The following is a 25,698-nucleotide window of genomic DNA, read 5'->3' as shown; positions in this document are numbered from 1 at the left end:
GCGCCGCTTCCATGCCGAAGTCTTTGGTTCGGGGCCGGGGAGCCCTTAGCCGTATTCCTGGTGGGTGACAGTGGCCCCATTCAAGCCCTGCAACACCCGTACCGTTTTCTGCCAATCGGGCTGGAAAACGGTTGCCATCCGCGTGCGCGGTTTGGGCTTTCAAAAAATGCTTTGGTTCAACCAAGCACGAGCAAGAAAGCGCTTGAGTTTCTTGTCTGATCTGTGTTTGGTCTTTTCGCTGAAAACCCTACATGTAGGGTTTTTTTAGCGCCGAGGTACAAGATAATGCGTTTTCGGGGGCTTAGCAACGCACTACCTGTGGATAACGCTGTGGGTAAAATGTGTATGAATCATGGAACACCCGTGTAGGCCGCATTACTACTGGATTACACCGTTTGTCACCGAATATTCCCGGCTAGAAACTGCCGGCGGGAATTTTGAGGGCGCGAACCCTACCACAAAAAATCGCCATGACCGAATGGATTTCGCGGCTTGTGTTCAAGGGCCGTTGCATGGCTACAATCGGCCTTTGTTATGCCTTCAAAACATGACAAACAGGCTATGCCTGCGGAAGATCAATAGGTGGGAGCTGGCTTGCCTGCGATGGCGGTGTATCGGCCACCAACAGGCGCGCTGACCCACCCTCATCGCAGGCAAGCCAGCTCCACACCGACCGTATTTCACATTCGATTGTGTCGGCCAGAAGAACTTCTTATAAAAACGAGGACAATGCATGGAGCAAGAAGCCTGGCAGATACTGATCGTCGAGGACGACGAGCGACTCGCCGAGTTGACCCGTGAGTACCTGGAAAGCAACGGCCTGCGTGTGTCGGTGGAAAGCGATGGTGCCAAGGCCACGGCGCGCATCATCGCCGAACAGCCCGACCTGGTGATCCTCGACCTGATGCTGCCCGGCGAAGACGGCCTGACCATCTGCCGCAAGGTGCGCGAGCGTTATGACGGCGTGATCCTGATGCTCACCGCGCGCACCGACGACATGGACCAGGTGCAGGGCTTGGACATGGGCGCCGACGACTATGTGTGCAAGCCCGTGCGCCCGCGTTTGTTGCTGGCACGTATCCAGGCGCTGCTGCGCCGCAGCGAACCGGTGTTGCCCGTTGCAGTGGAAAACCAGCGCCGCCTCCAGTTTGGTCCGTTGGTGGTGGACAATGCCTTGCGCGAAGCCTGGTTGCATGAGGGCAGCATCGAACTGACCAGCGCTGAATTCGACCTGTTGTGGCTGCTGGTTGCAAACGCCGGACGCATTCTGTCCCGCGAAGAAATCTTCATAGCTCTGCGCGGTATTGGTTATGACGGCCAGGATCGCTCCATTGATGTGCGTATCTCGCGCATTCGGCCAAAGATCGGCGACGATCCGATCCACCCACGCCTGATCAAGACCATTCGCAGCAAAGGCTACCTGTTCGTCCCCGAAGCTGCTGCCGATATGCCGCTGTGAACTCGATCTTCCTGCGCATCTACGGCGGCATGTGCGCGGCGCTGATCCTGGTGGCGTTGCTCGGCGCCCTGGCACTGCACCTGCTTAATGACGTGCGCAGCGGCCAGTACCGTGAGCGCCTGGCCCACGGCACTTTTGCGTTGATGGGCGATAACCTGCAGCCCATGAGCGCCATTGAACGACAGCGCGCCTTGGCGGTGTGGGAGCGTTTGCTCGGTATTCCGCTGGAACTGCGCACGTTCACCGATGCGCAATTGGACCTTGGCCAGCGCAACCGCCTGCAACGCGGCCAGGTCCTGGTGGAACAGACCGGGCCTCATGCGGCGCGGGTGCTGCGGTTGGTCAGCGAGCAAGAGCAATTGGTGCTTACCGGCGAAGTGCAGCAGATCAGCGAGCAATTGGCCCGCGCAACCATTTACCTGCTGGCCGACGAACTGGTGCGCTTCCCGGTGGCCGAACAGCCCCAGCGCCTGGCCGACATCAAACACGCCAAGGGTTTTGGTTTTGAAATGCACTTGACGGCCCTTGACCAGGCCGACATGGACGAGGACCAGCGTCGTCGCGTGGCGGAGGGCGATACGGTGATGGCGCTGGGCAAGGGCGGCGATTCGATTCGCGTGTTTGCCGGCATGGTCGGCACCCCGTGGGTACTGGAGATCGGCCCGCTGTACCAGATGAACCCATACCCGGCGCAATGGCTGATCCTGATCACCTTGATTGGCCTGACCCTGATCGGCTTGATCGTCTATCTGCTGGTGCGACAACTTGAGCGTCGGCTCAAAGGCCTGGAGGCGGCGGCCACGCGTATCGCCAAGGGCAACCTGGAAGTGCGCGTACCCGCTCGCGGCGCGGACTCGGTCGGGCGCCTGGCGGCAGCCTTCAATGGTATGGCCGAGCACTTGCAGCAATTGCTGGCGATTCAGCGCGAACTGGTGCGCGCGGTCTCCCACGAGCTGCGCACACCCGTCGCGCGCCTGCGTTTTGGCCTGGAGATGATCGGTGACGCCGCCACGCCCGAAGCGCGGCGCAAGTACCTGGAGGGTATGGATGGCGATATCCAGGACCTTGATGGCCTGGTGGATGAGATGCTCACTTATGCCCGCTTGGAACAGGGTGCGCCGGAACTGAATTTCCAGCGCGTGGACCTTGATGCGTTGCTCGACCAGGTGATTGGCGAATTATCGCCATTGCGCCCCCAGGTCACCGTCACCCGGGGTATTTGCCTGTCATCGGCGCATTGGGATGACGCCTGGGTCGACGCTGAACCGCGCTACCTGCACCGCGCCCTGCAAAACCTGGTGAGCAATGCCATGCGCCACGCCAAAGGCCAAGTGTTGATCAGTTATCAGGTGGGGCAGGTACGCTGCCGCATCGATGTGGAAGACGACGGCCCCGGCGTGCCGGAAAGCGCCTGGGAGCGGATCTTCACGCCGTTCCTGCGCCTGGATGACAGCCGTACCCGCGCCTCTGGCGGGCATGGCCTGGGTTTGTCGATCGTGCGGCGGATTATCTATTGGCACGGCGGGCGGGCGTTGATCAGCAAGAGCAACAACCTGGGCGGGGCGTGCTTCAGCCTGAGCTGGCCCAGGGATCAGGATAAGCCCTGACACCGCTGTCGCAGGCAAGCCAGTTCCCACAGGCGAATGCATTCCCAATGTGGGAGCCGGGCGTGCCCGCGATGGTGGTCTACCAGGCGCTGATAGCCACCAGGCTCAACAACTGCTCCCCTTGCACCACAAACTGCCCTTCCAGCTCTTTGCCATGGCCCCACTCTTGCGAAAGATCGGTCAGCAACCGCAACCGCACCCTCCCAGCCGCTGACCACTCCAGCACCTCGGCATGCTCGAAATAAAAGCGCTTGTGCACGATCGGATAGAGCGCCTTGAACAGGCTTTCCTTGACCGAAAACGTCAGCGTCACCAGCAAGGCGAGTTGCTCACGGGGCAGGGTGGCCATGCGCTGTAATTCATCGGCCGTCAGGATTTCCCCGGCCAGGCGTTCGGCCCGCTCCAGTGACAGCAGATGCTCCAGGTCCATGCCCAGCCCGCGCCATTGCGCCTTGTGCCCGACAATCGCCGCAGCGTGCCCGGTGCTGTGGGTGATGGAGCCACTGATATGCCCTGGCCAGACCGGGGCGCGGTCTTCGCCGATGGCCGGGACGCAGCGCAGATGATCGAGTCGTTGCAGCGCTTCGCGCGCGCACAGGCGGCCGGCGAGAAATTCCGCCTGGCGCTTGGCGACCGAGCGCTGGATGCTAGCCGGCGGTGGCACATCGCAGCGCTGGAAATCGCCCGGGCTCAATAAAGCCGGGTCGAATCGCGTGCTCAAAAACACCGTGCCCGGCAAAGAAACCGGCAACGGCCAATGATCATCAAGTGGGGTGCAGCAAGCGGGTAGGGGCGTCATGCGCGGTATTTTGCCGAGTTGGCGGGCCAGTGGATAGCCCGGTGCGGTTCAGCTGCGGTTCAGAGCCTGTTCAGGGGGAGTTCAGGGGCGCCTGCGTAGTCTGGACCCCACAGCCCAAACGCGTATGAGGTAACCACCATGACTGCGATCAAAAAGCTGATGTTGGCCTTGACCATGCTTGGCGCCACTGCCGGCGTGCAGGCGTCCGATGGCACCTTTGCGGCCTTTGGCAGCGAGAAAACCAAGAAATCCAGCAACCTGATCCATCGTGTCAGCTTCGAAGACGCTGGCACTCAGGCTGCGCCGTGGGGCCAGGCCCTGGGCGCTACCCCTGCGCAACCCGACTATCGCAGCGGCTACGCGCACCTGACCGGCCACTACAATGGCATAAAACTGCGCCCCCAAGAGCTGCAGGGCCGCTATGATATCCCCCTGTCGGCTAGTTGAATTGCAGTGGAGAACCTTATGAAATTGCTGGTGGTGGAAGATGAGGCGCTGCTGCGTCATCACCTGTTTACCCGCCTGACCGACAGCGGGCATGTGGTCGAAGCCGTGGCCAATGCCGAAGAAGCCCTGTACCAGACCGGCCAATTCAACCATGACCTGGCGATCATCGACCTTGGCCTGCCCGGCATGGGCGGCCTGGACCTGATTCGCCAGTTGCGCACCCAGACCAAGACCTTCCCGATCCTGATCCTCACCGCCCGCGGCAACTGGCAGGACAAGGTTGAAGGCTTGGCGGCCGGGGCCGACGACTACGTGGTCAAGCCGTTCCAGTTCGAAGAGCTGGAGGCGCGCATGAACGCCTTGCTGCGTCGCTCCAGCGGTTTTACCCAGTCGACTATCGTTGCCGGGCCGCTGCTGCTAGACCTCAACCGCAAGCAAGCCTCCCTGGACGAGCAACCCCTGGCGCTGACCGCCTACGAGTATCGGATCCTCGAATACTTGATGCGTCATCATCAGCAAGTGGTCGCCAAAGACCGTTTGATGGAGCAACTGTACCCGGATGACGACGAGCGCGATCCAAACGTGATCGAAGTGCTGGTCGGCCGCCTGCGCCGCAAGCTGGAAGGCCCGGCCGGGTTCAAGCCAATCGATACCGTGCGTGGCCTGGGCTACCTGTTCAATGAGCGCTGCCGTTGATTCGTTCGCTACGTGTGCGCCTGATGCTGGCGGCCGCCACCCTGGCCGTGCTGTTTATGCTCGGCTTGTTGCCGGCCATGCAAGGCGCGTTCAGCCTGGCGCTGCAGGATTCCATCGAACAGCGCCTGGCGTCGGATGTGACCACCCTGATTTCCGCGGCGCGGGTCGACAATAACCGCCTGCTGATGCCGGCGCAGTTGCCCGATGAGCGTTTCAACCTCACCGACAGTCGGCTGTTGGGCTATATCTACGACCGTGAAGGCCATCTGGTATGGCGCTCGCGGGCGACCCAGGAAGAAAACATCAACTACAAACCGCGCTACGACGGGCGCGGCAACGAGTTTGCGCGCATTCGCGAGGCCAATGGCCAGGAATTCTTCGTGTATGACGTCGAGGTCCGGCTGCTGGGAGGCAAGAGCGCGGCGTTCAGCATTGTCGCCCTGCAGCCGGTACGCGAATACCAACTGACCCTCGAAGGCCTGCGCGAGAACCTCTACCTCGGGTTCGGCGCGGCCTTGCTGGTGTTGTTGACGCTGTTGTGGCTGGGCCTGACCTGGGGCCTGCAAGCCCTGCGACGCCTGAGCCATGAACTCGACCAGATCGAAGGCGGCACCCGCGAAAGCCTCAGCGAAGAACACCCCCGCGAACTGCTGCGCCTGACCGGCTCCCTGAACCGCTTGCTGCACAGCGAGCGCGAACAGCGTGCGCGCTACCGCGACTCCCTCGATGACTTGGCTCACAGCCTGAAAACGCCACTGGCGGTGTTGCAGGGCGTGAGCGAAGACATGGCCCAGCGCCCCGAAGAACGTAGCCAGGCGTGGGTGCTGCAATCGCAGATCGAACGCATGAGCCAGCAGATCGGATACCAGTTGCAGCGTGCCAGCCTGCGTAAAAGTGGCCTGGTGCGCCACCAGGTCCGCCTGGAACCGGTGGTGCAAAGCCTGTGCGATACATTGGAAAAGGTTTATCGCGACAAGCGGGTCACCGTGACCTTTGATTTGCCGCAGGCCTGCGAGGTACCCATCGAAAAGGGCGCGTTGCTCGAAATGCTCGGCAACCTGCTGGAAAACGCCTACCGCCTGTGCCTCAAGCAAGTGCGTATCAGCCTGGTGGAAAACCTCGATGGCATTGAGCTGTGTATCGAAGACGACGGCCCCGGCGTACCACCGGACCAGCGTGCACGGATCCTGCAGCGCGGCGAACGGCTCGACCGTCAGCACCCGGGGCAGGGGATCGGGCTGGCGGTGGTCAAGGACATCATCGAAAGCTATCACGCGCGGTTGACGTTGGGGGATTCAGCGCTGGGTGGGGCGGCGTTCAGGATTCACTTTCCTGCCTTGTGATCTGCACTGGCCTCATCGCAGGCAAGCCAGCTCCCACAGTTGATCGGGTTTACAAATTTTGATGTGTGAATACATTCAAGTGTGGGAGCTGGCTTGCCTGCGATGAGGCCCTCCCAGCCAATACACCTCTAACTCTCCTGCGCTCTGTAGGCCCCCGGCGTCAGCCCCGTCCACTTCTTGAACGCCCGATGAAACGCCGACGGTTCGGAAAACCCCAACTGCTCGGCGATCTCCTGCAAAGACAAATCCGCCCGCCCCAGGTGGTAAATGGCGATATCCCGGCGTAGCTCATCCTTCAATGCCTGAAAACTCGTGCCTTCTTCGCGCAGGTGGCGGCGCAGGGTCTGTGGGCTGATGTGCAGGTGCTGGGCAACGGCTTCCAGGTCTGGCCAGGGCGTGCGGTCGCGGCTCAGCAAGCGACGCAACTGGCTGCTCAGGCTGTCGCCTTCATCCGGCCGCGACAGCAAGTCGGCAGGGGAGCGCTGCAAGAAGTGCTTGAGGGTGCGTTCGTCCTGCAACAGCGGCAGGCTCAGGTAGCGGCTGGGAAACACCAGGCTGCTGGTCGGCGCGCCGAACACCTGGGGGCAGGGGAACAGCAGGTCGTATTCACCGGCATGGGCCGGCATCGGGTAACTGAAGGTGGCCTGCTGCAGCCGGATACGCTGGCCGATCAACCAACTGCCCAGGCGATGCCAGATCACCAGCAGGCATTCACTGAGGAAGTGGTCCGGGTCCCATAGCTGTGAGTCGTCCAGGCTCAGACGCGCCATGTCGCCTTCTTTGGTCAGTTGCCAGCGTGGGCCTTGGGGGAACAGGCTATAAAACAATAAGCCGCGCTCCAGCGCCTTCTCCAGCGTGCGGCAATGAATCAGCGCATGGCACATCATGGCGAAAGTGCCACGTTTGCTCGGCCCTTCTGCAAACCCCAGGTATTCGTCATCCAACCCCAGCCAGAGCATTTGCAGCAAGCGGGTAAATTGCTCTGGAGCGATGCGTGCGCGGGGTTCGGTCAGCAGTTCCGGGGTGATGCCCACCTGCTGCAACACCCCCGAGTAGTCAAAACCGGCCCGGCGCGCACCGCCGAGGGCCGCTCGGGCGTAATGGCTGGCGATGGTACGTTCACGCATGCAAGGGCCTCATCCATGGAGGGGCGGATGGTAGCCATCACCCGGCGGGGCGACAAGGCGGATATCCGCCAAATTGTAGGACGAGACAGGATGAGTGGGCGGAAATCCGCCACCCTGTTGCATTCTCCGGAGTCGCCCGTGAACCCCAAGCCCTGATGTCTAAAGGCCTTCAGCGCGTTTAAGCAAAGTGGCACGCTGTTTGCGATAAGGATTACAGCGCAGGCTTGCTCCTACAGGCTTCGCAAACAACAAATCCCTCCAGTGCAGGAGGGTTCGCAATTCAAGTGCCGTGGGCAATGGCGGATATTTGCCACACGGGACGATTGAGGAACTTTGCAATGACGACTCGTCAGCCAATCTACAAATCCCTGTATTTCCAGGTGATCGTTGCAATCGTTATCGGTATCTTGCTCGGCCACTTCTACCCACAGACCGGCGTGGCCCTCAAGCCACTGGGTGACGGCTTTATCAAGCTGATCAAAATGGTCATCGCCCCGATCATTTTCTGTACCGTGGTCAGCGGCATCGCCGGCATGCAAAGCATGAAGTCGGTGGGCAAGACCGGCGGCTACGCGCTGCTGTACTTCGAAATTGTTTCCACCATCGCCCTGCTGATTGGCCTGGTCGTGGTCAACGTGGTGCAGCCGGGCGCCGGCATGCACATCGACGTCGCGACCCTGGATGCTTCCAAAGTGGCGGCCTACGTCACCGCTGGTAAAGACCAGAGCATCGTCGGCTTTATCCTCAACGTCATCCCGAACACCATCGTCGGCGCCTTCGCCAACGGCGACATCCTGCAAGTGCTGATGTTCTCGGTGATTTTCGGTTTCGCCCTGCATCGCCTGGGTGCCTACGGCAAGCCCGTGCTGGACTTCATCGATCGCTTCGCCCATGTGATGTTCAACATCATCAACATGATCATGAAGCTCGCGCCAATCGGTGCCCTGGGTGCGATGGCATTCACCATTGGCGCCTACGGTGTCGGTTCCCTGGTGCAGTTGGGCCAGTTGATGATCTGCTTCTACATCACCTGCATCCTGTTCGTGGTGCTGGTGCTGGGCGCTATCTGCCGCGCTCACGGTTTCAGCGTGTTGAAGCTGATCCGCTACATCCGTGAAGAACTGCTGATCGTACTGGGCACCTCGTCGTCGGAATCCGCACTGCCGCGTATGCTGATCAAGATGGAACGCCTGGGCGCGAAGAAGTCCGTGGTCGGCCTGGTGATTCCAACCGGTTACTCCTTCAACCTCGACGGTACTTCGATCTACCTGACCATGGCGGCCGTGTTCATCGCCCAGGCGACCGACACCCACATGGACATCACCCACCAGATCACTCTGCTGCTGGTGTTGCTGCTGTCGTCCAAAGGCGCGGCTGGCGTGACCGGTTCGGGCTTCATCGTACTGGCCGCCACCCTGTCGGCTGTCGGCCACTTGCCGGTTGCCGGCCTGGCGCTGATCCTGGGTATCGACCGCTTCATGTCCGAAGCCCGTGCCCTGACCAACCTGGTGGGTAACGCAGTTGCCACCATCGTTGTGGCCAAGTGGGTCAAGGAACTGGACACCGACAAGCTGCAAAGCGAACTGGCGTCTGGCGGTACCGGTATTTCCGAAACCCGCGAGCTCGATGACCTGGGCGTGGCAGAAGGCCCGGCGCCTGTCGTCAAGTAAGTGGCTGCTGGCGTGAACTGACGCCAACGCTATCCGCAAACGCCCCGACTGGTTCGGGGCGTTTGCATTTCTGGCGGGATGCAACGGATATTTTTGGTTTACAGTGAGCGCGACAGTACTTACCGGAGGCCTGATGGACAGTGTGGATCTGAACGTCCTGCGCAGCGTGCTGCAATGGCGCCGCGCCGGGCAGCGCGTGATGTTGTACAGCGTGGTGCAAACCTGGGGCAGCGCGCCGCGCCCGCCAGGCGCAATGCTGGCCCTGCGCGGTGATGGTGTGGTGATTGGCTCGGTGTCGGGCGGTTGCATCGAGGATGACTTGATCGCGCGCCTGCAAGACGGCCGCTTGCCTGCTGACGGCCCGCCCGTGCAGTTGGTGACCTACGGCGTCACTCGCGACGAGGCGGCGCGTTTTGGCCTGCCCTGCGGCGGCACCCTGAGGCTCACCGAGGAGCGCGTGGAGGAGTGGGGTTGGGTCCAAGCGCTGCTGGCGCGTTGTGAAGATCACCAGATTGTCGCTCGCGAGCTGAACCTGGCCACCGGCGAAGTGATCTTGAGCGCCGCCAGCAAGACCGACGTGGTGAGCTTCGACGGCGAACGCTTGCGCGCCATCTATGGCCCGCGCTGGCGCCTGCTGTTGATCGGCGCCGGGCAGCTGTCGCGCTACGTAGCGGAAATGGCACGCCTGCTGGATTTCGAAGTGCTGATCTGCGACCCCCGCGAAGAGTTCGTCTACGGCTGGGAAGACCAGCATGGCCGCTTTGTGCCGGGCATGCCCGACGAGGCGGTGTTGAATATTCATACCGATGAACGCACGGCTATTGTGTGCCTGACCCACGATCCACGTCTGGATGACATGGCGTTGCTGACGGCGCTGAACTCCACGGCGTTCTATATTGGCGCCCTGGGTTCGCGGGTCAATACCCAGAAGCGTCGGGAGAACCTGGCCGCGCTAGGCCTGTCGGCGGAGGCCATTGCGCGCTTGCACGGGCCGATCGGCCTGCACATCGGCAGCCATACGCCGGCGGAAATTGCGCTATCGCTGATGGCGGAAATTGTTGCGATCAAGAACGGTGTGGCACCGATGCAGAAAAAACCGATGGCAGTGGTGGCCGAGTGACGGTGACGGCGATTGTGCTGGCGGCGGGGCAGGGCAGTCGTTTTCGTGCTGAAGCTGGAGCTGATCACGACAAATTGCTCGCCGCGTGTGTGGGGCTGGATGGTGTTAGCCGGCCGGTCATCGAGCAGGTGTTGCTCAACTTGCCTGAGCGTGTTGTAACGCGCTGGCTAGTGACGTCGCCGGAGCGCGGGGAGGTTATCCGCCTGGCAGAGGCTTATGGCTGTCAGGTGGTACTGCTGGATTCGAGCTGTATGGGCGACAGCATTGCGGCGGCGGTCAAGGCCAGCGGTGCAGCGGATGGGTGGCTGGTGGTGTTGGGGGATATGCCGTTTATTCAGTCATCGAGTATCGAACGGGTGATTGATGCGCTGGAGGAGGGGGCCATCAGCGTCCCCGTACAGGCGGGGGAATATGGACATCCTGTGGCGTTTGACCGTGCGTTTGGCCCAGGTTTGCTGGCTTTGGTCGGCGACCGTGGGGCCAGATCGTTGTTTGCGGATGCCGCCTTGAGGGAGGTGCCTGTACTTGATCCTGGAGTCTTGTGGGATGTAGATACACCCCGGCTATTAAGTTTCAACGCAGGCTGAATGTGGGAGCGGGCTTGCTCGCGAATGCAATACATCAGTCGCCCTATTCACTGACTGACACTCCGTATTCGCGAGCAAGCCCGCTCCCACATTTGGGGCGCCACAAGGCTCAAGTTGATCGTCATAAAAAAGCCCCGCCTGATCACTCAGGCGGGGCTTTTTAGTGGCTTATGGAATCAGACGAGGGGTTTAGGCTCGTGCTCTGCTTCCTGGGCCTTGTGCTCTACCGCCTGGGCAGCGGCAGCAGCAGCTTCGGCTTCCTTGCGGCGGCGACGCACTTCACGTGGGTCATTCGGCGCACGGCCGTTTTCGGTGAGGGCGCTTGCAGGCGCAGCTTCAACCACAGGGGCGGCCACTTCGGCAACCACCGGGGCTTCAACTTCAACCACGGCCGCAGGCTCCACAACCGGCGTCGGCTCAACCACTGGGGCTGGCTCGGCGACGACTTCAGCAACCGGTGCCGGTGCTTCTTCTACCACTGGGGCAGGCGTTGGCGCTTCAACCGGTGCAGCCGGTTCGGCAGTCCACTGGAAGGCGGTCTGTTCTTCGCGAACTTCACGCACAGCCGGGGCAGCTTCTTCGACCGCCGGAGCTTCTACAGCCGCTTCGACTACTGGCTGAGGCTCAACCACTGGAGCCGGTTCAACGGCAACCGCTTCAGTTTCTGGCTGTGCGTCGCGAACCGGGGCAACTTCCACTTCCGGAACCACTGGGGCTTCGACAGGGGTTGTGGCTTCAACGACTGGCGCTTCAACAACCGGCGCTTCAACCGCTGGGGTTTCGGCGGCTGGCGCTTCTACGGCAACAGTGTCTTCGACGGCAGCGGTAGCACGTTCGGCTTGCTCGTGAGCCTGGGCTTCAGCAGGGGCGCTGATGACCGAACTGGCAACGGCAGCGGTAACGGCCAAGCCGGCAGCCAGTTCGGCGCCTGTTGGCTCGTTGTTGGCAGCTTCTGCGTTCTCGCCGGTTTCTTCCGAACCTTCGATTACGTTGCCGTTGGCATCACGCTGACGCTCACGACGGTTGCTGCGACGACGCTGGCCGCGGGAGCGGCGGCGTGGACGATCGCCTTCGGCGTTGTCCTGGCCGTCTTCCTGCAACTGCTCTTCGCCGGTCAGTACTTCTTCTTCGGTGGCAGCAGCGGCTTGCTCGGCGCGTGGTTGACGCTCTTCACGTGGCGGGCGCGGTTGGCGCTCTTCGCGTGGTGCGCGTTCTTCACGCGGCTGGCGGGCCGGGCGATCTTCGGTGCTAACGGCTGCGGCAGCGGCAACGGCAGGTGCCGCGTCCAGAGGCTCGCGCAGTTCACGCACGCGTTCTTCACGCTCGCCACGTGGCTTGCGGTCTTCACGTGGAGCGCGTGGGGTACGTGGGGCGCGCTCTTCACGCGGTGCACGTTCTTCACGGGCGACGGTCGGGGTGTCTTCACGGGCTTCGCGAGGCGCACGCTCTTCACGTGGTGCGCGTTCTTCACGCGGGGCACGTTCTTCGCGAGGCTTGCGCTCTTCGTCACGGCGGCCGTTGCGGTTACGGCTCTGCTGGCGACCGTTGCGACGTTCTTCGTTGCGCGCCGGGCGCTCGGTGGCAGGTTTTTCAACCACAACCGGGGCAGCAGGCTCTTCCTTGGTGGCGAACAGGCTGACCAGCGACTTCACCAGGCCCTTGAACAGGCTTGGCTCAGGCAGGGCGACCGGCGCGGCAACCGGGGCGGCAGCTTCGGTCGGTACCGGTGCGTTGGCACGGGCCGGTGCAGTCTTCACCGCGGCTTCCTGGCGAACCAGGGTGCGGGTCGCAGCGGCTGGCTGGACTTCTTCGACTTCGGCGGCAGCCGCGGCGATTTCATAGCTGGACTGCCCGCTATGGGCTTCCGGGCTGTCGTCACGCAGGCGCTGTACTTCGAAGTGCGGCGTTTCGAGGTGATCGTTCGGCAGGATGACGATACGGGCACGGGTGCGCAGTTCGATCTTGGTGATCGAGTTGCGTTTTTCATTGAGCAGGAAGGCGGCAACCGGAATCGGCACTTGGGCGCGAACTTCGGCGGTACGGTCTTTCAGGGCTTCTTCTTCGATCAGGCGCAGGATCGCCAGGGACAGCGATTCAACGTCACGGATGATGCCGGTGCCGTTGCAACGCGGGCAGACGATGCCGCTGCTCTCGCCCAGGGATGGACGCAGGCGCTGACGGGACATTTCCAGCAGGCCAAAGCGCGAGATGCGGCCGACTTGCACGCGAGCGCGGTCAGCTTCCAGGCACTCGCGGACTTTCTCTTCCACGGCGCGCTGGTTCTTGGCAGGGGTCATGTCGATGAAGTCGATCACGATCAGGCCGCCGATGTCACGCAGGCGCAGCTGGCGGGCGATTTCTTCAGCCGCTTCCAGGTTGGTCTGCAGGGCGGTTTCTTCGATGTCGCTGCCTTTGGTCGCACGTGCCGAGTTGATGTCGATGGACACCAGGGCTTCGGTCGGGTCGATCACGATGGAGCCGCCGGAAGGCAGTTCGACCACGCGCTGGAAGGCGGTCTCGATCTGGCTTTCGATCTGGAAACGGTTGAACAGCGGCACGCTGTCTTCGTACAGCTTGATCTTGCTGGCGTACTGCGGCATCACCTGGCGGATGAAGGTCAGGGCTTCGTCCTGGGCTTCAACGCTGTCGATCAGCACTTCGCCGATGTCCTGGCGTAGGTAGTCGCGGATGGCGCGGATGATCACGTTGCTTTCCTGGTAGATCAGGAACGGCGCGGAACGATCCAGGGACGCTTCTTTGATAGCGGTCCACAGTTGCAGCAGGTAGTCGAGGTCCCACTGCATTTCTTCGCTGCTGCGGCCAAGGCCGGCAGTGCGCACGATCAGGCCCATGTCGGCCGGTGCGATCAGGCCGTTCAGCGCTTCACGCAGTTCGTTACGCTCTTCGCCTTCGATGCGACGGGAAATACCGCCGGCACGTGGGTTGTTCGGCATCAGCACCAGGTAACGACCGGCGAGGCTGATGAAGGTGGTCAGGGCTGCGCCCTTGTTGCCACGTTCTTCTTTTTCGACCTGGACGATGACTTCCTGGCCTTCGCTCAGGACGTCCTTGATGTTCACGCGGCCTTCAGGGGCTTTCTTGAAGTATTCGCGGGAGATTTCTTTGAGGGGCAGGAAGCCGTGGCGCTCGGAGCCGAAATCGACAAAGGCAGCCTCAAGGCTTGGTTCGATGCGAGTGATACGGCCTTTATAGATGTTGGCCTTTTTCTGCTCGCGTGCACCGGATTCGATGTCCAGGTCATAGAGGCGTTGGCCATCTACCAGTGCAACACGCAACTCTTCGGGTTGAGTTGCGTTAATCAGCATTCTTTTCATGTTGTACCGTCGGTTTCCGGGCTGCCGGAAACGGCGTTCGGCACACACGACTTCTCACGGTCGGTGTCAGGTGCGTCAAGAGTGGTTGGCCACTCCAGTGTCCAGCAAAATCGGCCAATTGGGCCGGTATCGCGACGGACGCGTCCTGCTCGTTAGCGGTGGTGACAAAGGCACCACTTCAACAAAAGCTAAGGTCAGGAGGAGGAATCAACCGGCGACTGTGGACGAGATGAAGCGTCTAAAACAAGCCTAGTGCTACACAGTCCGACGGTTGTGCATCTCCACCCTACACGTATCCCTGATAATTCGGGTGCTGCCGCGCGCAGAATCCGCAGCGGGTTGGCATTTACCGTGTTCTCCAATGGGGAGAACACGCTCATGGCTAAACAAGACTAGGTGTGGGCGGTTGCGCTCTCACTCAGCTCTTAACAGGCGTTGTTTCCGAAGCATTCGCCATGGTCTGGCTCAAAACTGACTGCACTTTGTGAACTGGCCGTAAATATCGGCGCAAAATGCGAGTATTCACTCTGCTTTCTGCACTCGCTTCAGGCCTCATGTCACCTGCGCTTGTTACAATCTTGAGCCTTCCTGGGTGGCGAAAGCCCCGTAGGACGGCCTCGCGTCCTGATGAATTGCGATGGTCAGGGCCGGCAGTTTGCCGCATGTCCTCTGTCCAGGCCGCTTTTGGCGGCGTTCGCGACTATAGCAGTAATGATTAAGTGCTTCAATTCCATAAAAAATTGTTATCATCGCCGCCATGACGACTACCACCCCCCCGACCCCCAGCGTCCAGCTGCTTGAGGTCTCGCCGGAATATGCCGGCCAACGCATCGACAATTTTCTCCTGGCCAGGCTCAAAGGCGTGCCCAAGACCTTGATTTACCGCATTTTGCGTAAAGGCGAAGTGCGCGTGAACAAGGGGCGCATCAAGCCTGAGTACAAGCTGCAGGCGGGCGATATCGTCCGTGTGCCGCCGGTGCGCGTGCCTGAGCGCGACGAGCCGGTGCCGCTGGCCCAAGGCTTGTTGCAGCGCCTGGAAGCGTCGATCGTGTTCGAAGACAACAAGCTGATCGTGATCAACAAGCCCTGTGGCATTGCGGTTCACGGCGGCAGTGGCTTGAACTTCGGCGTGATCGAAGCCTTTCGTCAGTTGCGCCCCGATTGCAAGGAGCTGGAGTTGGTTCATCGCCTGGACCGCGACACGTCTGGCCTGTTGATGATCGCCAAGAAACGCAGCATGTTGCGCCACTTGCACACCGCCCTGCGTGGCGATGGCGTGGATAAGCGCTACATGGCGCTGGTGCGCGGCAACTGGGCCAGCTCGATCAAAAGCGTGCGTGCGCCGTTGCAGAAGAGCAACCTGCGCTCCGGCGAGCGCATGGTCGAAGTGGACGAGGAGGGCAAAGAGGCCCTGACCCTGTTCAAGGTGCTGCGTCGCTTCGGTGACTTCGCCACCATGGTCGAGGCCAAGCCGGTCACTGGTCGCACTCACCAGATTCGTGTGCACACCCTGCATGCGGGCCACTGCATTGCGGGTGACACCAAGTACGGCGACGAGGATTTCTCCAAGGAAATTCGCGATCTGGGCGGCAAGCGCCTGTTCCTGCACGCCTACATGCTCACCGTGCCGCTGCCCGATGGTGGCGAGCTGAAGTTGCAGGCGCCGGTCGATGAGATGTGGGCCAAGACCGTGGAGCGTTTGAGTGTCGCACCTTGACTACAAGCTGCTGATCTTCGATTGGGACGGGACGCTGGCCAATTCCATTGGCCGCATCGTCGAGTCCATGCACATGGCGTCGACCCGCTCGGGCTTTGAATTGTGCACGGACCTGGCGGTGAAGGGCATTATCGGCCTGGGTTTGCCTGAAGCCATTCGCACCCTGTACCCCGACATCAGCGACGCCGAGCTGGTGGCGTTTCGCGAGCACTATGCCGACCACTACATTGCGCTGGAAGCTACGCCTTCGCCGCTGTTTGAAGGCGTGGTGCAATCGCTGGAAGCGTTTCGTGCCCAGGGTTATCACCTGGCGGTCGCCACCGGCAAGGCTCGTCGCGGCCTGGACCGTGTACTCAAGGCCCATGGCTGGGAGGATTACTTTGATATCACCCGCGCTGCGGATGAAACCGCCAGCAAGCCTCATCCCTTGATGCTGGAGCAGATCCTTGCGCACTGTGGCGTAACGCCACGCGAGGCATTGATGGTGGGTGATGCGTCTTTCGACCTGATGATGGCACGCAACGCGGGCATGGACAGCGTCGCTGTCAGCTATGGCGCCCAGTCTGCCGAGGCGTTGCAGCAATACGAGCCGAGGCTGACGATTGATCATTTTTCTGAACTGCAGGCCTGGCTCAGCCGGGCGCTGTAAGTCTTTGCTGGGGTTAATGGCATGAGTGACGAGTGGAAGGCGCCTGAAAAGGCACAGAGCAGTGATGATAAAAGCTGGAAGCTTTTGGAGAAGACCCTCCTGGCCAGCGTCCAGGAGCAGCGACGTTCGCGGCGCTGGGGGATTTTCTTCAAGCTGTTGACCTTTGTATACCTGCTTGGGATGCTGGCGCTGTTCAGTCCGCTGATGGACATGGAAAAGAGCGCCGCCCGTGGCAGTCATTACACTGCCTTGATCGAGGTGCGCGGCGTGATTGCCGACAAGGAGCCCGCCAGTGCCGACAATATCGTCACCAGCCTGCGCGCGGCGTTTGAGGACCCCAAGGTCAAAGGCGTGGTCCTGCGCATCAATAGCCCAGGCGGTAGCCCGGTGCAGTCGGGTTATGTGTATGACGAAATTCGTCGTCTGCGCACCTTGCATCCGGATACCAAGCTCTATGCCGTGATCTCCGACCTGGGTGCCTCGGGCGCCTATTACATTGCCAGCGCCGCAGACCAGATCTATGCCGACAAGGCCAGCCTGGTGGGCTCTATTGGTGTCACAGCGGCCGGTTACGGTTTTGTGGGTGCCATGGAGAAGCTGGGGGTGGAGCGTCGCACCTACACCTCGGGCGAGCATAAGTCGTTCCTCGATCCTTTCCAGCCGCAGAAGGCGGATGAAACCGCGTTCTGGCAAGGCGTGCTCGACACTACCCATCGTCAGTTCATTGCCAGCGTCAAGCAGGGGCGTGGGGATCGTTTGAAAGATAAAGAGCATCCGGAACTGTTCTCCGGCCTGGTCTGGTCGGGCGAGCAGGCATTGCCGCTGGGCCTGATTGACGGCTTGGGCAGTGCCAGCTCGGTGGCGCGGGATGTGATTGGCGAGAAGGAGTTGGTGGATTTTACGGTCGAGGAATCGCCGTTTGATCGCTTCTCCAAGAAACTCGGTGCCAGTGTGGCGGAGAAATTGGCGCTGTACATGGGCTTCCAGGGGCCGTCCCTGCGCTGAAATTCCAAGCTAGGTGTAGATCAACTGTGGGAGCGGGCTTGCCCGCGATAGCGATGGATCAGTCGATATTAGTGTCGCCTGGTACATCGCTATCGCAGGCAAGCCAGCTCCCACATTGCTTTACGAAGGTTTCAAGGGATCTGTACGCCTTCGGTCAGCAGCATGTCCACCAGTCGAATCAGTGGCAGCCCAACCAGGCTGGTCGCATCCGGTCCCTCGGTGCTCCGGAACAAGCTCACACCGAGCCCTTCTGCTTTGAAGCTGCCCGCACAGTCATAAGGCTGCTCGATCCGCAGATAGCGCTCGATACGTTCTGCATCCAGTTCGCGCATGTGTACGGTAAACGTCACGCAGTCGACCTGGTAGTGCCCGGTTTCGCTGTTGAGCAGTGCCAGGCCCGTGAGGAAGCTCACACGCTTGCCGCTGGCAGCCAGCAGTTGCTCGCGAGCATTTTCGAAGGTGTGCGGCTTGCCGATGATCCGGCCTTCCAGTACGGCGACCTGATCCGAGCCAATGATTAAATGGCCAGGATGGCTGGCGGCGAGGGCGCGGGCCTTTTGTTCGGCCAGGCGCTTGACCAGTTCGATGGCGGGTTCATCCGGGCGGTGGCTTTCGTCGATATCCGGCGAGCTGCAGGTGAACGGCAGGTGCAGGCGACTCAGTAATTCCCGGCGATAAACCGAGCTGGACGCGAGTAATAAAGGCAGCATATACGTCTCCTCAAGGCAGTCGCCGATTCTATCGACGTGACCGGCTGACGCACAGGGCTGAATTTCCTTTGACATGGCCGGGTGCATCCCTATAATGCTGCGCCTATGTTGAATGACCCGATTCCACCTCACGTTGACCCGCGCAAATTGGCTGATCGTGGCACCACCCTTCAAGGTGAAGTGCTGCTGGCCGATTTGGAGAGACTCTGCGACCCGCTTTCCGACACTGTCGGTACGGTGCAGGCGAAATTCGTTTTTGAACGAGATGAACGTAAATCTGTGGTAATCCACAGCGTTATCGACACCGAAGTCAAAATGGTTTGCCAGCGTTGTCTTGAGCTGGTCACCCTGCCGATCCACAGCGAATGCAGTTATGCTGTGGTGAAAGAGGGTGCGAATACCCAGTCGTTGCCGAAAGGTTATGACGTGCTGGAACTGGGCGAAGATCCATTGGATCTGCATGCACTGATCGAGGAGGAGCTTTTGCTCGCCTTGCCCATTGTGCCTGCTCATCATCCGGAAGAATGCCAGCAGCCGGAGGGTCTCGATGACGAGGCCGAGCCGAGCGAGGACGAGGTAACGCGGTCCAACCCGTTCAGTGTATTGGCGCAGTTAAAGCGTGACCCAAACGTTTAGGAGTTAATCAATTATGGCTGTTCAGCAGAACAAAAAATCCCGCTCCGCCCGTGACATGCGCCGTTCGCACGACGCTCTCGAGGCTAGCACCCTGTCCGTGGAAAAGACCACTGGTGAAGTTCACCTGCGTCACCACGTATCGCCAGAAGGCGTATACCGTGGCCGTAAAGTGATCGACAAGGGCGCTGACGAGTAATCACTTGTCTGCTCAAGTCATCGCGATTGACGCAATGGGCGGGGACTTCGGTCCCCGCAGCATTGTTCAGGCTTGCATTGCCAGCCTGTCTGCAACGCCCTCGCTGCACCTGACCCTCGTCGGTCAACCCTCCCTACTTGAAGAACTGATTGCCAGCCATCCGGCGGTGGATCGCGCGCGCCTGACGATTACGCCAGCCAGCGAAACCATCAGCATGGACGAAAAGCCGGCGGTTGCCCTGCGTGGCAAACCCGATTCTTCTATGCGGGTGGCCCTTGAGTTGTTGCGTGATGGCAAGGTGCAAGCCTGTGTCAGCGCCGGCAACACGGGCGCGTTGATGGCCTTGTCACGGCATGTGCTCAAAACCTTGCCAGGTATTGATCGGCCGGCGATGGTGGCGGCGATCCCGACGCAGAAGGGCTATTGCCAGTTGCTGGACCTGGGCGCCAATGTCGATTGCAGTGCCGAGCACCTGTTGCAATTTGCCGTAATGGGCTCGGTGGCCGCCGAGGCGCTGGGCGTGCCCCGACCCCGGGTTGCCCTGCTGAATATCGGCACTGAGGACATCAAGGGCAACCAGCAAGTCAAGCTTGCCGCTACCTTGCTACAAAGCGCGCGGGGTTTGAACTACATCGGCTTTGTTGAAGGTGATGGTTTGTACCGTGGCGAAGCTGACGTGGTGGTGTGCGACGGCTTTGTCGGCAATATTCTGCTCAAGTCCAGCGAAGGCCTGGCGACCATGATCGCCACGCGTATCGAAGCTTTGTTCAAGCGCAACCTGGCGTCACGTATAGTGGGGGCCTTGGCGCTGCCCCTGATGCGACGCTTGCAGGCCGACCTGGCGCCCGCACGGCACAACGGTGCAAGCTTTCTTGGCTTGCAGGGTATTGTGGTGAAAAGCCACGGTTCGGCCGGGGTGCTGGGCTTTCAAAGTGCAATTGCACGGGCCTTGATCGAGATTCAAGAGAACCTGCCGCAACGCTTGCACGGCCGTCTCGAGGATCTGTTGCCTTAGGCGAATTGGCCCGGGAGTGCTTAAATGTGACCGGCCAGTTCAATTGACCATCCAATCTGTCAGTTTCGTTCGCTCCCACCGTAGGCGCGAGCATTTTTGACGACCAGATCATTAGGGGCTTGTTACATGTCTACATCCCTCGCATTCGTCTTTCCAGGGCAGGGTTCGCAGTCCCTCGGCATGTTGGCCGAGCTGGGCGCGCAATACCCGCTGATCCTGGACACCTTCAAGGAAGCTTCTGACGCCCTGGGTTACGACCTGTGGGCACTGACCCAGCAAGGGCCGGAAGCGCTGCTCAACCAAACCGATAAAACCCAGCCGGCCATCCTGACCGCCTCGATCGCCCTGTGGCGCTTGTGGTTGGCAGAAGGCGGCGCGCGCCCTGCATTCGTCGCGGGTCACAGCCTGGGCGAATACAGCGCCCTGGTGGCCGCGGGCAGCCTGACCTTGGCTGAAGCGGTCAAGCTGGTCGAGCGTCGTGGTCAACTGATGCAAGAAGCCGTTCCGGCCGGGCAGGGCGGCATGGCCGCTATCCTGGGCCTGGACGACGTGGTGGTGATCGAGGCCTGCGCCGAAGCGGCGCAAGGCGAAGTGGTCAGTGCGGTGAACTTCAACTCCCCAGGCCAGGTGGTGATCGCCGGCGCCAAGGCAGCTGTCGAGCGTGCCATCGAGGGTTGCAAGGCCCGTGGCGCCAAGCGTGCCCTGCCATTGCCGGTGAGCGTACCGTCCCATTGTGAGCTGATGCGCCCGGCGGCAGAGCGGTTTGCCGAGTCTATCGCTGCCATCAACTGGCAAGCGCCGCAGATCCCGCTGGTGCAGAACGTCAGTGCGGCCGTGGCCGCCGACCTCGACACCCTCAAGCGCGACCTGCTGGAGCAACTGTACAAGCCAGTGCGCTGGGTTGAATCGGTCCAGACCCTGGCCGCCAACGGTGCCACCGAGCTGGTCGAGTGCGGCCCGGGCAAAGTCCTGGCCGGCTTGAACAAGCGCTGCGCCGACGGTGTGTCGACCGCCAACCTCAATACCCCAGAAGCCTTCGCTGCCGCTCGCGCGGCACTGGCCTGAATCCCGTACTTAGGAGAAGCCTGCATGAGTCTGCAAGGTAAAGTTGCACTGGTTACCGGCGCAAGCCGTGGCATTGGCCAAGCGATCGCCCTGGAGCTGGGCCGTCAGGGCGCCGTTGTGATTGGCACCGCCACCTCTGCCTCGGGCGCCGAGCGTATCGCCGCGACCTTGAAGGAAAACGGCGTGCAGGGCACCGGCCTGGAACTGAATGTAACCAGCGATGAGTCCGTAGCTGCCGTATTGGCCGAGATCACTGCACAGTTCGGCGCGCCGGCAATTCTGGTGAACAACGCCGGGATCACGCGTGACAACCTGATGATGCGCATGAAAGACGACGAGTGGTACGACGTGGTCGATACCAACCTGAACAGTCTGTTTCGCCTGTCCAAGGGCGTTTTGCGCGGCATGACCAAGGCGCGTTGGGGGCGAATTATCAATATTGGCTCCGTAGTGGGTGCCATGGGCAACGCAGGCCAAGTAAACTACGCTTCCGCCAAGGCCGGTCTGGAAGGTTTCAGCCGTGCACTGGCACGTGAAGTCGGTTCGCGGTCGATTACGGTCAACTCGGTGGCCCCAGGGTTCATCGACACCGATATGACCCGTGAACTGCCGGAAGCACAGCGTGAAGCGTTGCTGACGCAGATTCCGCTGGGCCGTCTGGGCCAGGCTCAAGAGATTGCGAATGTGGTCACTTTCCTGGCATCCGACGGTGCGGCATACGTGACTGGGGCTACAATCCCGGTTAACGGCGGGATGTACATGAGTTAAATTGTGACGGATCGCTTCAAAAAAATGTCATACGAGCTGTCTAAAATCCGTTATAAAGCTGCAACTTAATTTATAGGCAGGTGGCCGACCGGGTACAGGGTGAAGCTTTCAGTTGAAAAGCTGAAATGGCTTTCTATACACTTACCCACTGGCCAGCTGCCTGAATTTGTCCATTAGGAGTTAAACAAGGTATGAGCACCATCGAAGAGCGCGTCAAGAAAATCGTCGCCGAGCAACTGGGCGTTAAGGAAGAAGAAGTGGTCAACACTGCTTCCTTCGTAGAAGACCTGGGTGCCGATTCCCTTGACACCGTTGAGCTGGTGATGGCTCTGGAAGAGGAATTCGAGACCGAAATCCCGGACGAAGAAGCTGAAAAAATCACTACTGTTCAAGCTGCCATCGACTACGTTACTAGCCACCAGGCGTAATAGTTTGTAGTCGTCGCTTGCTGTCAGGGAAAAACCGCACTGCTGTAACGGCGTGCGGTTTTTTCTTTAGCGGCGATGAAAAGTGTCGTCATTAGAAAAAGGAGAGTGCTGTGTCGCGTAGACGCGTCGTAGTCACCGGTATGGGTATGTTGTCGCCACTGGGCACGGATGTGCCAAGCAGTTGGCAGGGCATTCTGGCTGGCCGCAGTGGTATTGGTCTGATCGAACATACGGACCTTTCTGCCTATTCCACCCGTTTTGGCGGCTCGGTAAAGGGCTTCAATGTCGAGGAATATCTCTCGATCAAAGAGTCCCGCAAGCTCGACCTGTTCATTCAGTACGGCCTGGCTGCCGGTTTTCAGGCAGTGCGTAACGCCGGCCTGGAAGTCACCGACGCCAACCGTGACCGCATCGGTGTGGCCATGGGTTCGGGTATTGGCGGTCTGACCAATATCGAAGAAACCAGCCGCACGCTGCATGAGACTGGCCCACGTCGAATTTCACCGTTCTTCGTACCGGGCTCGATCATCAATATGATTTCCGGCTTCCTGTCCATCCATCTGGGGGCACAGGGGCCTAACTACGCGATTTCAACGGCGTGCACCACAGGCACCCACTGCATCGGTATGGCGGCGCGCAACATTGCCTACGACGAAGCCGATGTGATGATCGCCGGCGGCGCCGAAATGGCCGCGTGCGGCCTGGGCATGGGCGGCTTCGGCGCGTCCCGTGCGCTGTCGACCCGCAATGACGAGCCGACCCGTGCCAGCCGTCCGTGGGACAAAGGCCGTGACGGCTTCGTGCTGTCCGACGGTGCCGGTGCGCTGGTGCTTGAAGAGTTGGAGCACGCCAAGGCGCGTGGCGCCACCATCTACGCCGAGCTGATCGGGTTCGGCATGAGCGGTGACGCGTACCACATGACTTCACCGCCGTCCGACGGAGCGGGTGCTGCGCGTTGCATCACCAATGCCCTGCGCGATGCGAAGGTCAACCCCGACCAGGTGCAGTACATCAACGCCCATGGCACTTCGACCCCGACTGGCGACTTGGCGGAAGCCGAGGCCATCAAGTCGGTGTTCGGTGAGCATGCCTACAAGCTGGCGGTCAGCTCCACCAAGTCCATGACCGGCCACCTGCTGGGTGCGGCGGGCGCGGTCGAGGCGATCTTCAGTGTGATGGCCATCAAGGACCAGGTTGCTCCGCCAACTATCAACCTTGATGAGCCGGACGAAGGCTGCGACTTGAACTTCGTGCCGCACGAAGCGCAACCGATGCCAATCGACGTGGTGATCTCCAACTCGTTCGGGTTTGGTGGTACCAACGGCTCCCTGGTGTTCCGCCGGTTCGCCGAGTGATGCACAGCTGGGTCGACGGTCAGCCAGCGGACAGCGTGCCCCTGAAAGATCGCGGCCTGGCCTATGGCGATGGGGTGTTCGAGACCATCGCCGTCAAGGCCGGGCAGCCGTTGCTGCTCGACCGTCACCTGCAACGCCTGGAAGAGGGTTGCAGGCGTTTGGCATTGGTGGTGGATCACGGGTTGATTCGCCACGAAGTGCTGAGCTTCGCCGCCGCCCTTGGCGACGGTATTCTCAAATTGATCCTCACCCGTGGCGACAGCTTGCGCGGTTATGGCATCAACCCTGGCGCCCCGGTGCGCCGTATTTTGCAGGGCAGTGCGCCCGCTGCTTACCCCCTTGCCCACGAAGTCGACGGCGTCCGCCTGTTTGCGTGTGCCACGCGCTTGGCGCAGCAGCCGCTGCTGGCCGGTATCAAGCACCTCAATCGGCTGGAGCAGGTGATCGCGCGTGCCGAATGGCAAGATACCGAACATGCCGAAGGCCTGATGCTGGACATGTCTGGTCGGGTGATCGAAGGCATATTCAGCAACCTTTTCCTGGTACGCAACGGCTTGTTACTAACCGCTGATCTGAGCCGTTGTGGCGTTGCCGGCGTAATGCGCGCCGAAGTGCTGGCCCAGGCACAAGCGCTGGGCGTCCCGGTGGCCGTGGCCGACATCAGTGTTGAGCAGTTGCAACAGGCCGATGAAGTCTTCGTCTGCAACAGCGTATATGGCATTTGGCCGGTGCGTGGTTGCGCTGCGATGAGCTGGCCGGTTGGGCCGCTCACCCGTAAACTGCAAGGCATTGTTCGCGCGCTATTGGATATTTGAGTTGATACGAAAACTGGTGTTACTGCTGCAGATCAGCCTGGTCTCGGCGGCTTTGCTCGTGGGCTTTTCGGCCTGGAAACTCGACTCTGCCCTCAAGCAGCCCCTGAAGCTGCCTCAGGAGCAGTTGCTCGACGTACCTGCTGGCGCTACGCCGACGGGCACCTTCAACCGTCTGGAAGCCGACGGCGTGCTCGACGATGCATTCTGGTTGCGTCTGTACTGGCGCTTCAACCTCGAAGGCCAGCCATTGCACAGCGGCGAGTACCGCATGAGCCCGGGCCTTACCGCCGAGGGTTTGATCGGCCTGTGGCAGCGCGGCGAAGTGGTGCAGTACAGCCTGACCTTGGTGGAGGGCTGGAATTTCCGTCAGGTGCGCACCGCCCTGGCCAAGCATGAAAAGATCGTGCAGACCCTCGCGGGCCTGACTGACAGCGAAGTGATGGATAAGCTCGGCCACCCAGGTGTGTTTCCTGAAGGGCGGTTCTTCCCCGACACCTACCGTTTTGTCCGCGGCATGACCGATGTCGAATTCCTGAAAAAAGCCTACAACCGCCTGGACGATGTACTCGCCCAGGAGTGGAGCAAGCGGGCTGCCGACGCGCCCTATACCGACCCTTACCAAGCGCTGATCATGGCGTCGCTGGTAGAAAAGGAGACCGGTGTGCCTCAGGAGCGCGGGCAGATTGCCGGTGTGTTTGTGCGTCGCCTGAAGATCGGTATGCTGCTGCAGACCGACCCCACCGTGATCTACGGCCTGGGTGAGCGCTACAACGGTAAATTGACCCGTGCCCATCTCAAGGAAGCCAACCCCTACAACACCTATATGGTCGCCGGCCTGCCGCCCACGCCCATCGCAATGGTCGGGCGCGAGGCAATCCATGCAGCGCTGAACCCGGTACCGGGCAGCAGCCTGTATTTCGTCGCCCGTGGTGATGGCAGCCATATATTCTCGGATGACCTGGATGCGCATAATGCCGCCGTGCGTGAGTTCCAGCTCAAGCGCCGTGCCGATTACCGTTCCAGTCCGACGCCTGTGGTGAAACCGCTGGAAGATTCGGCACCTGCCAGTGATGCACCCACCCCCGACGCACCGATCGAGCCCGCGCCGGACACTACCGCGCCGCAAAGCCCGCAATGACTCTGACTAAG

24 protein-coding genes are annotated in these 25,698 nt (G+C 60.8%); 20 read left to right on the top strand and 4 right to left on the bottom strand.

Annotated elements, in window-relative coordinates:
- Positions 1–733: 733 nt before the first annotated feature.
- A complete protein-coding gene (locus AB4P90_RS21915; RefSeq protein ID WP_014719576.1) occupies positions 734–1,459 on the top strand; it encodes a response regulator in 726 nt (241 codons plus the stop codon).
- Entirely contained in the window at positions 1,456–3,066 is a 1,611-nt protein-coding gene (locus tag AB4P90_RS21910; protein ID WP_020301728.1) for an ATP-binding protein, read from the top strand. The genes AB4P90_RS21915 and AB4P90_RS21910 overlap by 4 nt, the downstream gene beginning before the upstream one ends.
- A 79-nt stretch (positions 3,067–3,145) precedes the next feature.
- On the opposite strand, the gene AB4P90_RS21905 is transcribed toward AB4P90_RS21910, so the two are convergent.
- Positions 3,146–3,865, bottom strand: coding sequence for a 4'-phosphopantetheinyl transferase (locus AB4P90_RS21905; RefSeq protein WP_032872446.1), 720 nt, complete (start codon positions 3,863–3,865; stop codon positions 3,146–3,148).
- A 138-nt stretch (positions 3,866–4,003) separates the two neighbouring features.
- Between AB4P90_RS21905 and AB4P90_RS21900 the strand changes: the two genes are divergently transcribed.
- Genes AB4P90_RS21900 through AB4P90_RS21890 form a run of 3 tightly spaced genes read left to right on the top strand, consistent with a single transcriptional unit; the run spans position 4,004 to position 6,351 of the window.
- A complete protein-coding gene (locus AB4P90_RS21900; protein ID WP_020301727.1) occupies positions 4,004–4,312 on the top strand; it encodes a hypothetical protein in 309 nt (102 codons plus the stop codon).
- An 18-nt stretch (positions 4,313–4,330) separates the two neighbouring features.
- A complete protein-coding gene (locus AB4P90_RS21895; protein WP_003193559.1) occupies positions 4,331–5,008 on the top strand; it encodes a response regulator in 678 nt (225 codons plus the stop codon).
- Complete coding sequence (locus AB4P90_RS21890) at positions 5,005–6,351, top strand: ATP-binding protein (RefSeq protein WP_019817208.1); 1,347 nt, start codon at positions 5,005–5,007, stop codon at positions 6,349–6,351. The genes AB4P90_RS21895 and AB4P90_RS21890 overlap by 4 nt, the downstream gene beginning before the upstream one ends.
- 128 nt (positions 6,352–6,479) lie before the next feature.
- On the opposite strand, the gene AB4P90_RS21885 is transcribed toward AB4P90_RS21890, so the two are convergent.
- Positions 6,480–7,478 carry an AraC family transcriptional regulator gene (locus tag AB4P90_RS21885; protein WP_014719572.1) on the bottom strand — a complete coding sequence of 333 codons (999 nt, stop codon included), beginning with the start codon at positions 7,476–7,478 and terminating at the stop codon, positions 6,480–6,482.
- Positions 7,479–7,816: 338 nt separating this feature from the next.
- On the opposite strand from AB4P90_RS21885, the gene AB4P90_RS21880 reads away from it, so the two are divergent.
- The 3 genes from AB4P90_RS21880 to AB4P90_RS21870 all read left to right on the top strand — a co-directional run bounded on the left by AB4P90_RS21880 (position 7,817) and on the right by AB4P90_RS21870 (position 10,855).
- Positions 7,817–9,148: a dicarboxylate/amino acid:cation symporter gene (locus AB4P90_RS21880; RefSeq protein ID WP_003189258.1), complete on the top strand. Its 1,332-nt coding sequence runs from the start codon at positions 7,817–7,819 to the stop codon at positions 9,146–9,148.
- A 133-nt stretch (positions 9,149–9,281) separates the two neighbouring features.
- Positions 9,282–10,268: an XdhC family protein gene (locus AB4P90_RS21875; RefSeq protein WP_014719571.1), complete on the top strand. Its 987-nt coding sequence runs from the start codon at positions 9,282–9,284 to the stop codon at positions 10,266–10,268.
- Positions 10,265–10,855: an NTP transferase domain-containing protein gene (locus AB4P90_RS21870; protein WP_395605373.1), complete on the top strand. Its 591-nt coding sequence runs from the start codon at positions 10,265–10,267 to the stop codon at positions 10,853–10,855. The genes AB4P90_RS21875 and AB4P90_RS21870 overlap by 4 nt, the downstream gene beginning before the upstream one ends.
- A 176-nt stretch (positions 10,856–11,031) precedes the next feature.
- Here AB4P90_RS21870 and rne read toward each other — a convergent pair whose 3' ends face one another.
- Positions 11,032–14,181, bottom strand: coding sequence for a ribonuclease E (gene rne, locus AB4P90_RS21865; protein WP_395605372.1), 3,150 nt, complete (start codon positions 14,179–14,181; stop codon positions 11,032–11,034).
- A 766-nt stretch (positions 14,182–14,947) separates the two neighbouring features.
- Here rne and rluC point away from each other — a divergent pair.
- The 3 genes from rluC to AB4P90_RS21850 are packed head-to-tail and all read left to right on the top strand — an operon-like array spanning position 14,948 to position 17,561.
- Entirely contained in the window at positions 14,948–15,907 is a 960-nt protein-coding gene (rluC, locus tag AB4P90_RS21860) for a 23S rRNA pseudouridine(955/2504/2580) synthase RluC (RefSeq protein ID WP_014719568.1), read from the top strand.
- On the top strand, positions 15,894–16,556 hold the full coding sequence (locus tag AB4P90_RS21855) for an HAD-IA family hydrolase (protein ID WP_014719567.1): 663 nt from the start codon (positions 15,894–15,896) through the stop codon (positions 16,554–16,556). Before rluC ends, AB4P90_RS21855 begins: the two co-directional genes overlap by 14 nt.
- 21 nt (positions 16,557–16,577) lie before the next feature.
- A complete protein-coding gene (locus AB4P90_RS21850; RefSeq protein WP_014719566.1) occupies positions 16,578–17,561 on the top strand; it encodes a S49 family peptidase in 984 nt (327 codons plus the stop codon).
- Between the two features lie 131 nt (positions 17,562–17,692).
- Here the strand turns inward: AB4P90_RS21850 and AB4P90_RS21845 are convergent, their stop codons facing one another.
- Positions 17,693–18,271 carry a nucleoside triphosphate pyrophosphatase gene (locus tag AB4P90_RS21845; RefSeq protein ID WP_032901910.1) on the bottom strand — a complete coding sequence of 193 codons (579 nt, stop codon included), beginning with the start codon at positions 18,269–18,271 and terminating at the stop codon, positions 17,693–17,695.
- A 105-nt stretch (positions 18,272–18,376) separates the two neighbouring features.
- On the opposite strand from AB4P90_RS21845, the gene AB4P90_RS21840 reads away from it, so the two are divergent.
- From AB4P90_RS21840 to mltG, 9 genes are all read left to right on the top strand, one after another.
- Positions 18,377–18,907, top strand: a complete 531-nt coding sequence (locus AB4P90_RS21840) for a YceD family protein (RefSeq protein WP_003175611.1) — start codon at positions 18,377–18,379, stop codon at positions 18,905–18,907.
- A 13-nt stretch (positions 18,908–18,920) separates the two neighbouring features.
- On the top strand, positions 18,921–19,103 hold the full coding sequence (gene rpmF, locus AB4P90_RS21835) for a 50S ribosomal protein L32 (protein ID WP_003179396.1): 183 nt from the start codon (positions 18,921–18,923) through the stop codon (positions 19,101–19,103).
- A gap of 4 nt (positions 19,104–19,107) precedes the next feature.
- The gene (gene plsX, locus AB4P90_RS21830; RefSeq protein WP_073454171.1) at positions 19,108–20,118 is read left to right on the top strand and encodes a phosphate acyltransferase PlsX; all 1,011 of its coding nucleotides are present in this window, start codon (positions 19,108–19,110) and stop codon (positions 20,116–20,118) included.
- A 126-nt stretch (positions 20,119–20,244) separates the two neighbouring features.
- Complete coding sequence (fabD, locus tag AB4P90_RS21825) at positions 20,245–21,183, top strand: ACP S-malonyltransferase (RefSeq protein WP_168224578.1); 939 nt, start codon at positions 20,245–20,247, stop codon at positions 21,181–21,183.
- Positions 21,184–21,207: 24 nt separating this feature from the next.
- On the top strand, positions 21,208–21,951 hold the full coding sequence (gene fabG, locus AB4P90_RS21820; RefSeq protein WP_005790544.1) for a 3-oxoacyl-ACP reductase FabG: 744 nt from the start codon (positions 21,208–21,210) through the stop codon (positions 21,949–21,951).
- A 191-nt stretch (positions 21,952–22,142) separates the two neighbouring features.
- Positions 22,143–22,379: an acyl carrier protein gene (gene acpP / locus AB4P90_RS21815; RefSeq protein WP_003175607.1), complete on the top strand. Its 237-nt coding sequence runs from the start codon at positions 22,143–22,145 to the stop codon at positions 22,377–22,379.
- Positions 22,380–22,489: 110 nt separating this feature from the next.
- A complete protein-coding gene (gene fabF, locus AB4P90_RS21810) occupies positions 22,490–23,734 on the top strand; it encodes a beta-ketoacyl-ACP synthase II (protein WP_014719562.1) in 1,245 nt (414 codons plus the stop codon).
- A complete protein-coding gene (pabC, locus tag AB4P90_RS21805; RefSeq protein ID WP_014719561.1) occupies positions 23,734–24,549 on the top strand; it encodes an aminodeoxychorismate lyase in 816 nt (271 codons plus the stop codon). The genes fabF and pabC overlap by 1 nt, the downstream gene beginning before the upstream one ends.
- Position 24,550: 1 nt before the next feature.
- Positions 24,551–25,687 carry an endolytic transglycosylase MltG gene (mltG, locus tag AB4P90_RS21800; protein WP_014719560.1) on the top strand — a complete coding sequence of 379 codons (1,137 nt, stop codon included), beginning with the start codon at positions 24,551–24,553 and terminating at the stop codon, positions 25,685–25,687.
- Positions 25,688–25,698 lie beyond the last annotated feature (11 nt).

The sequence above is a fragment of the Pseudomonas sp. B16120 genome (genome assembly GCF_044218845.1).
Lineage (GTDB): Bacteria > Pseudomonadota > Gammaproteobacteria > Pseudomonadales > Pseudomonadaceae > Aquipseudomonas > Aquipseudomonas paracarnis.
Note: the sequence above shows the minus strand (reverse complement) of the source record. Positions and strands in the feature narration are given on the sequence as shown.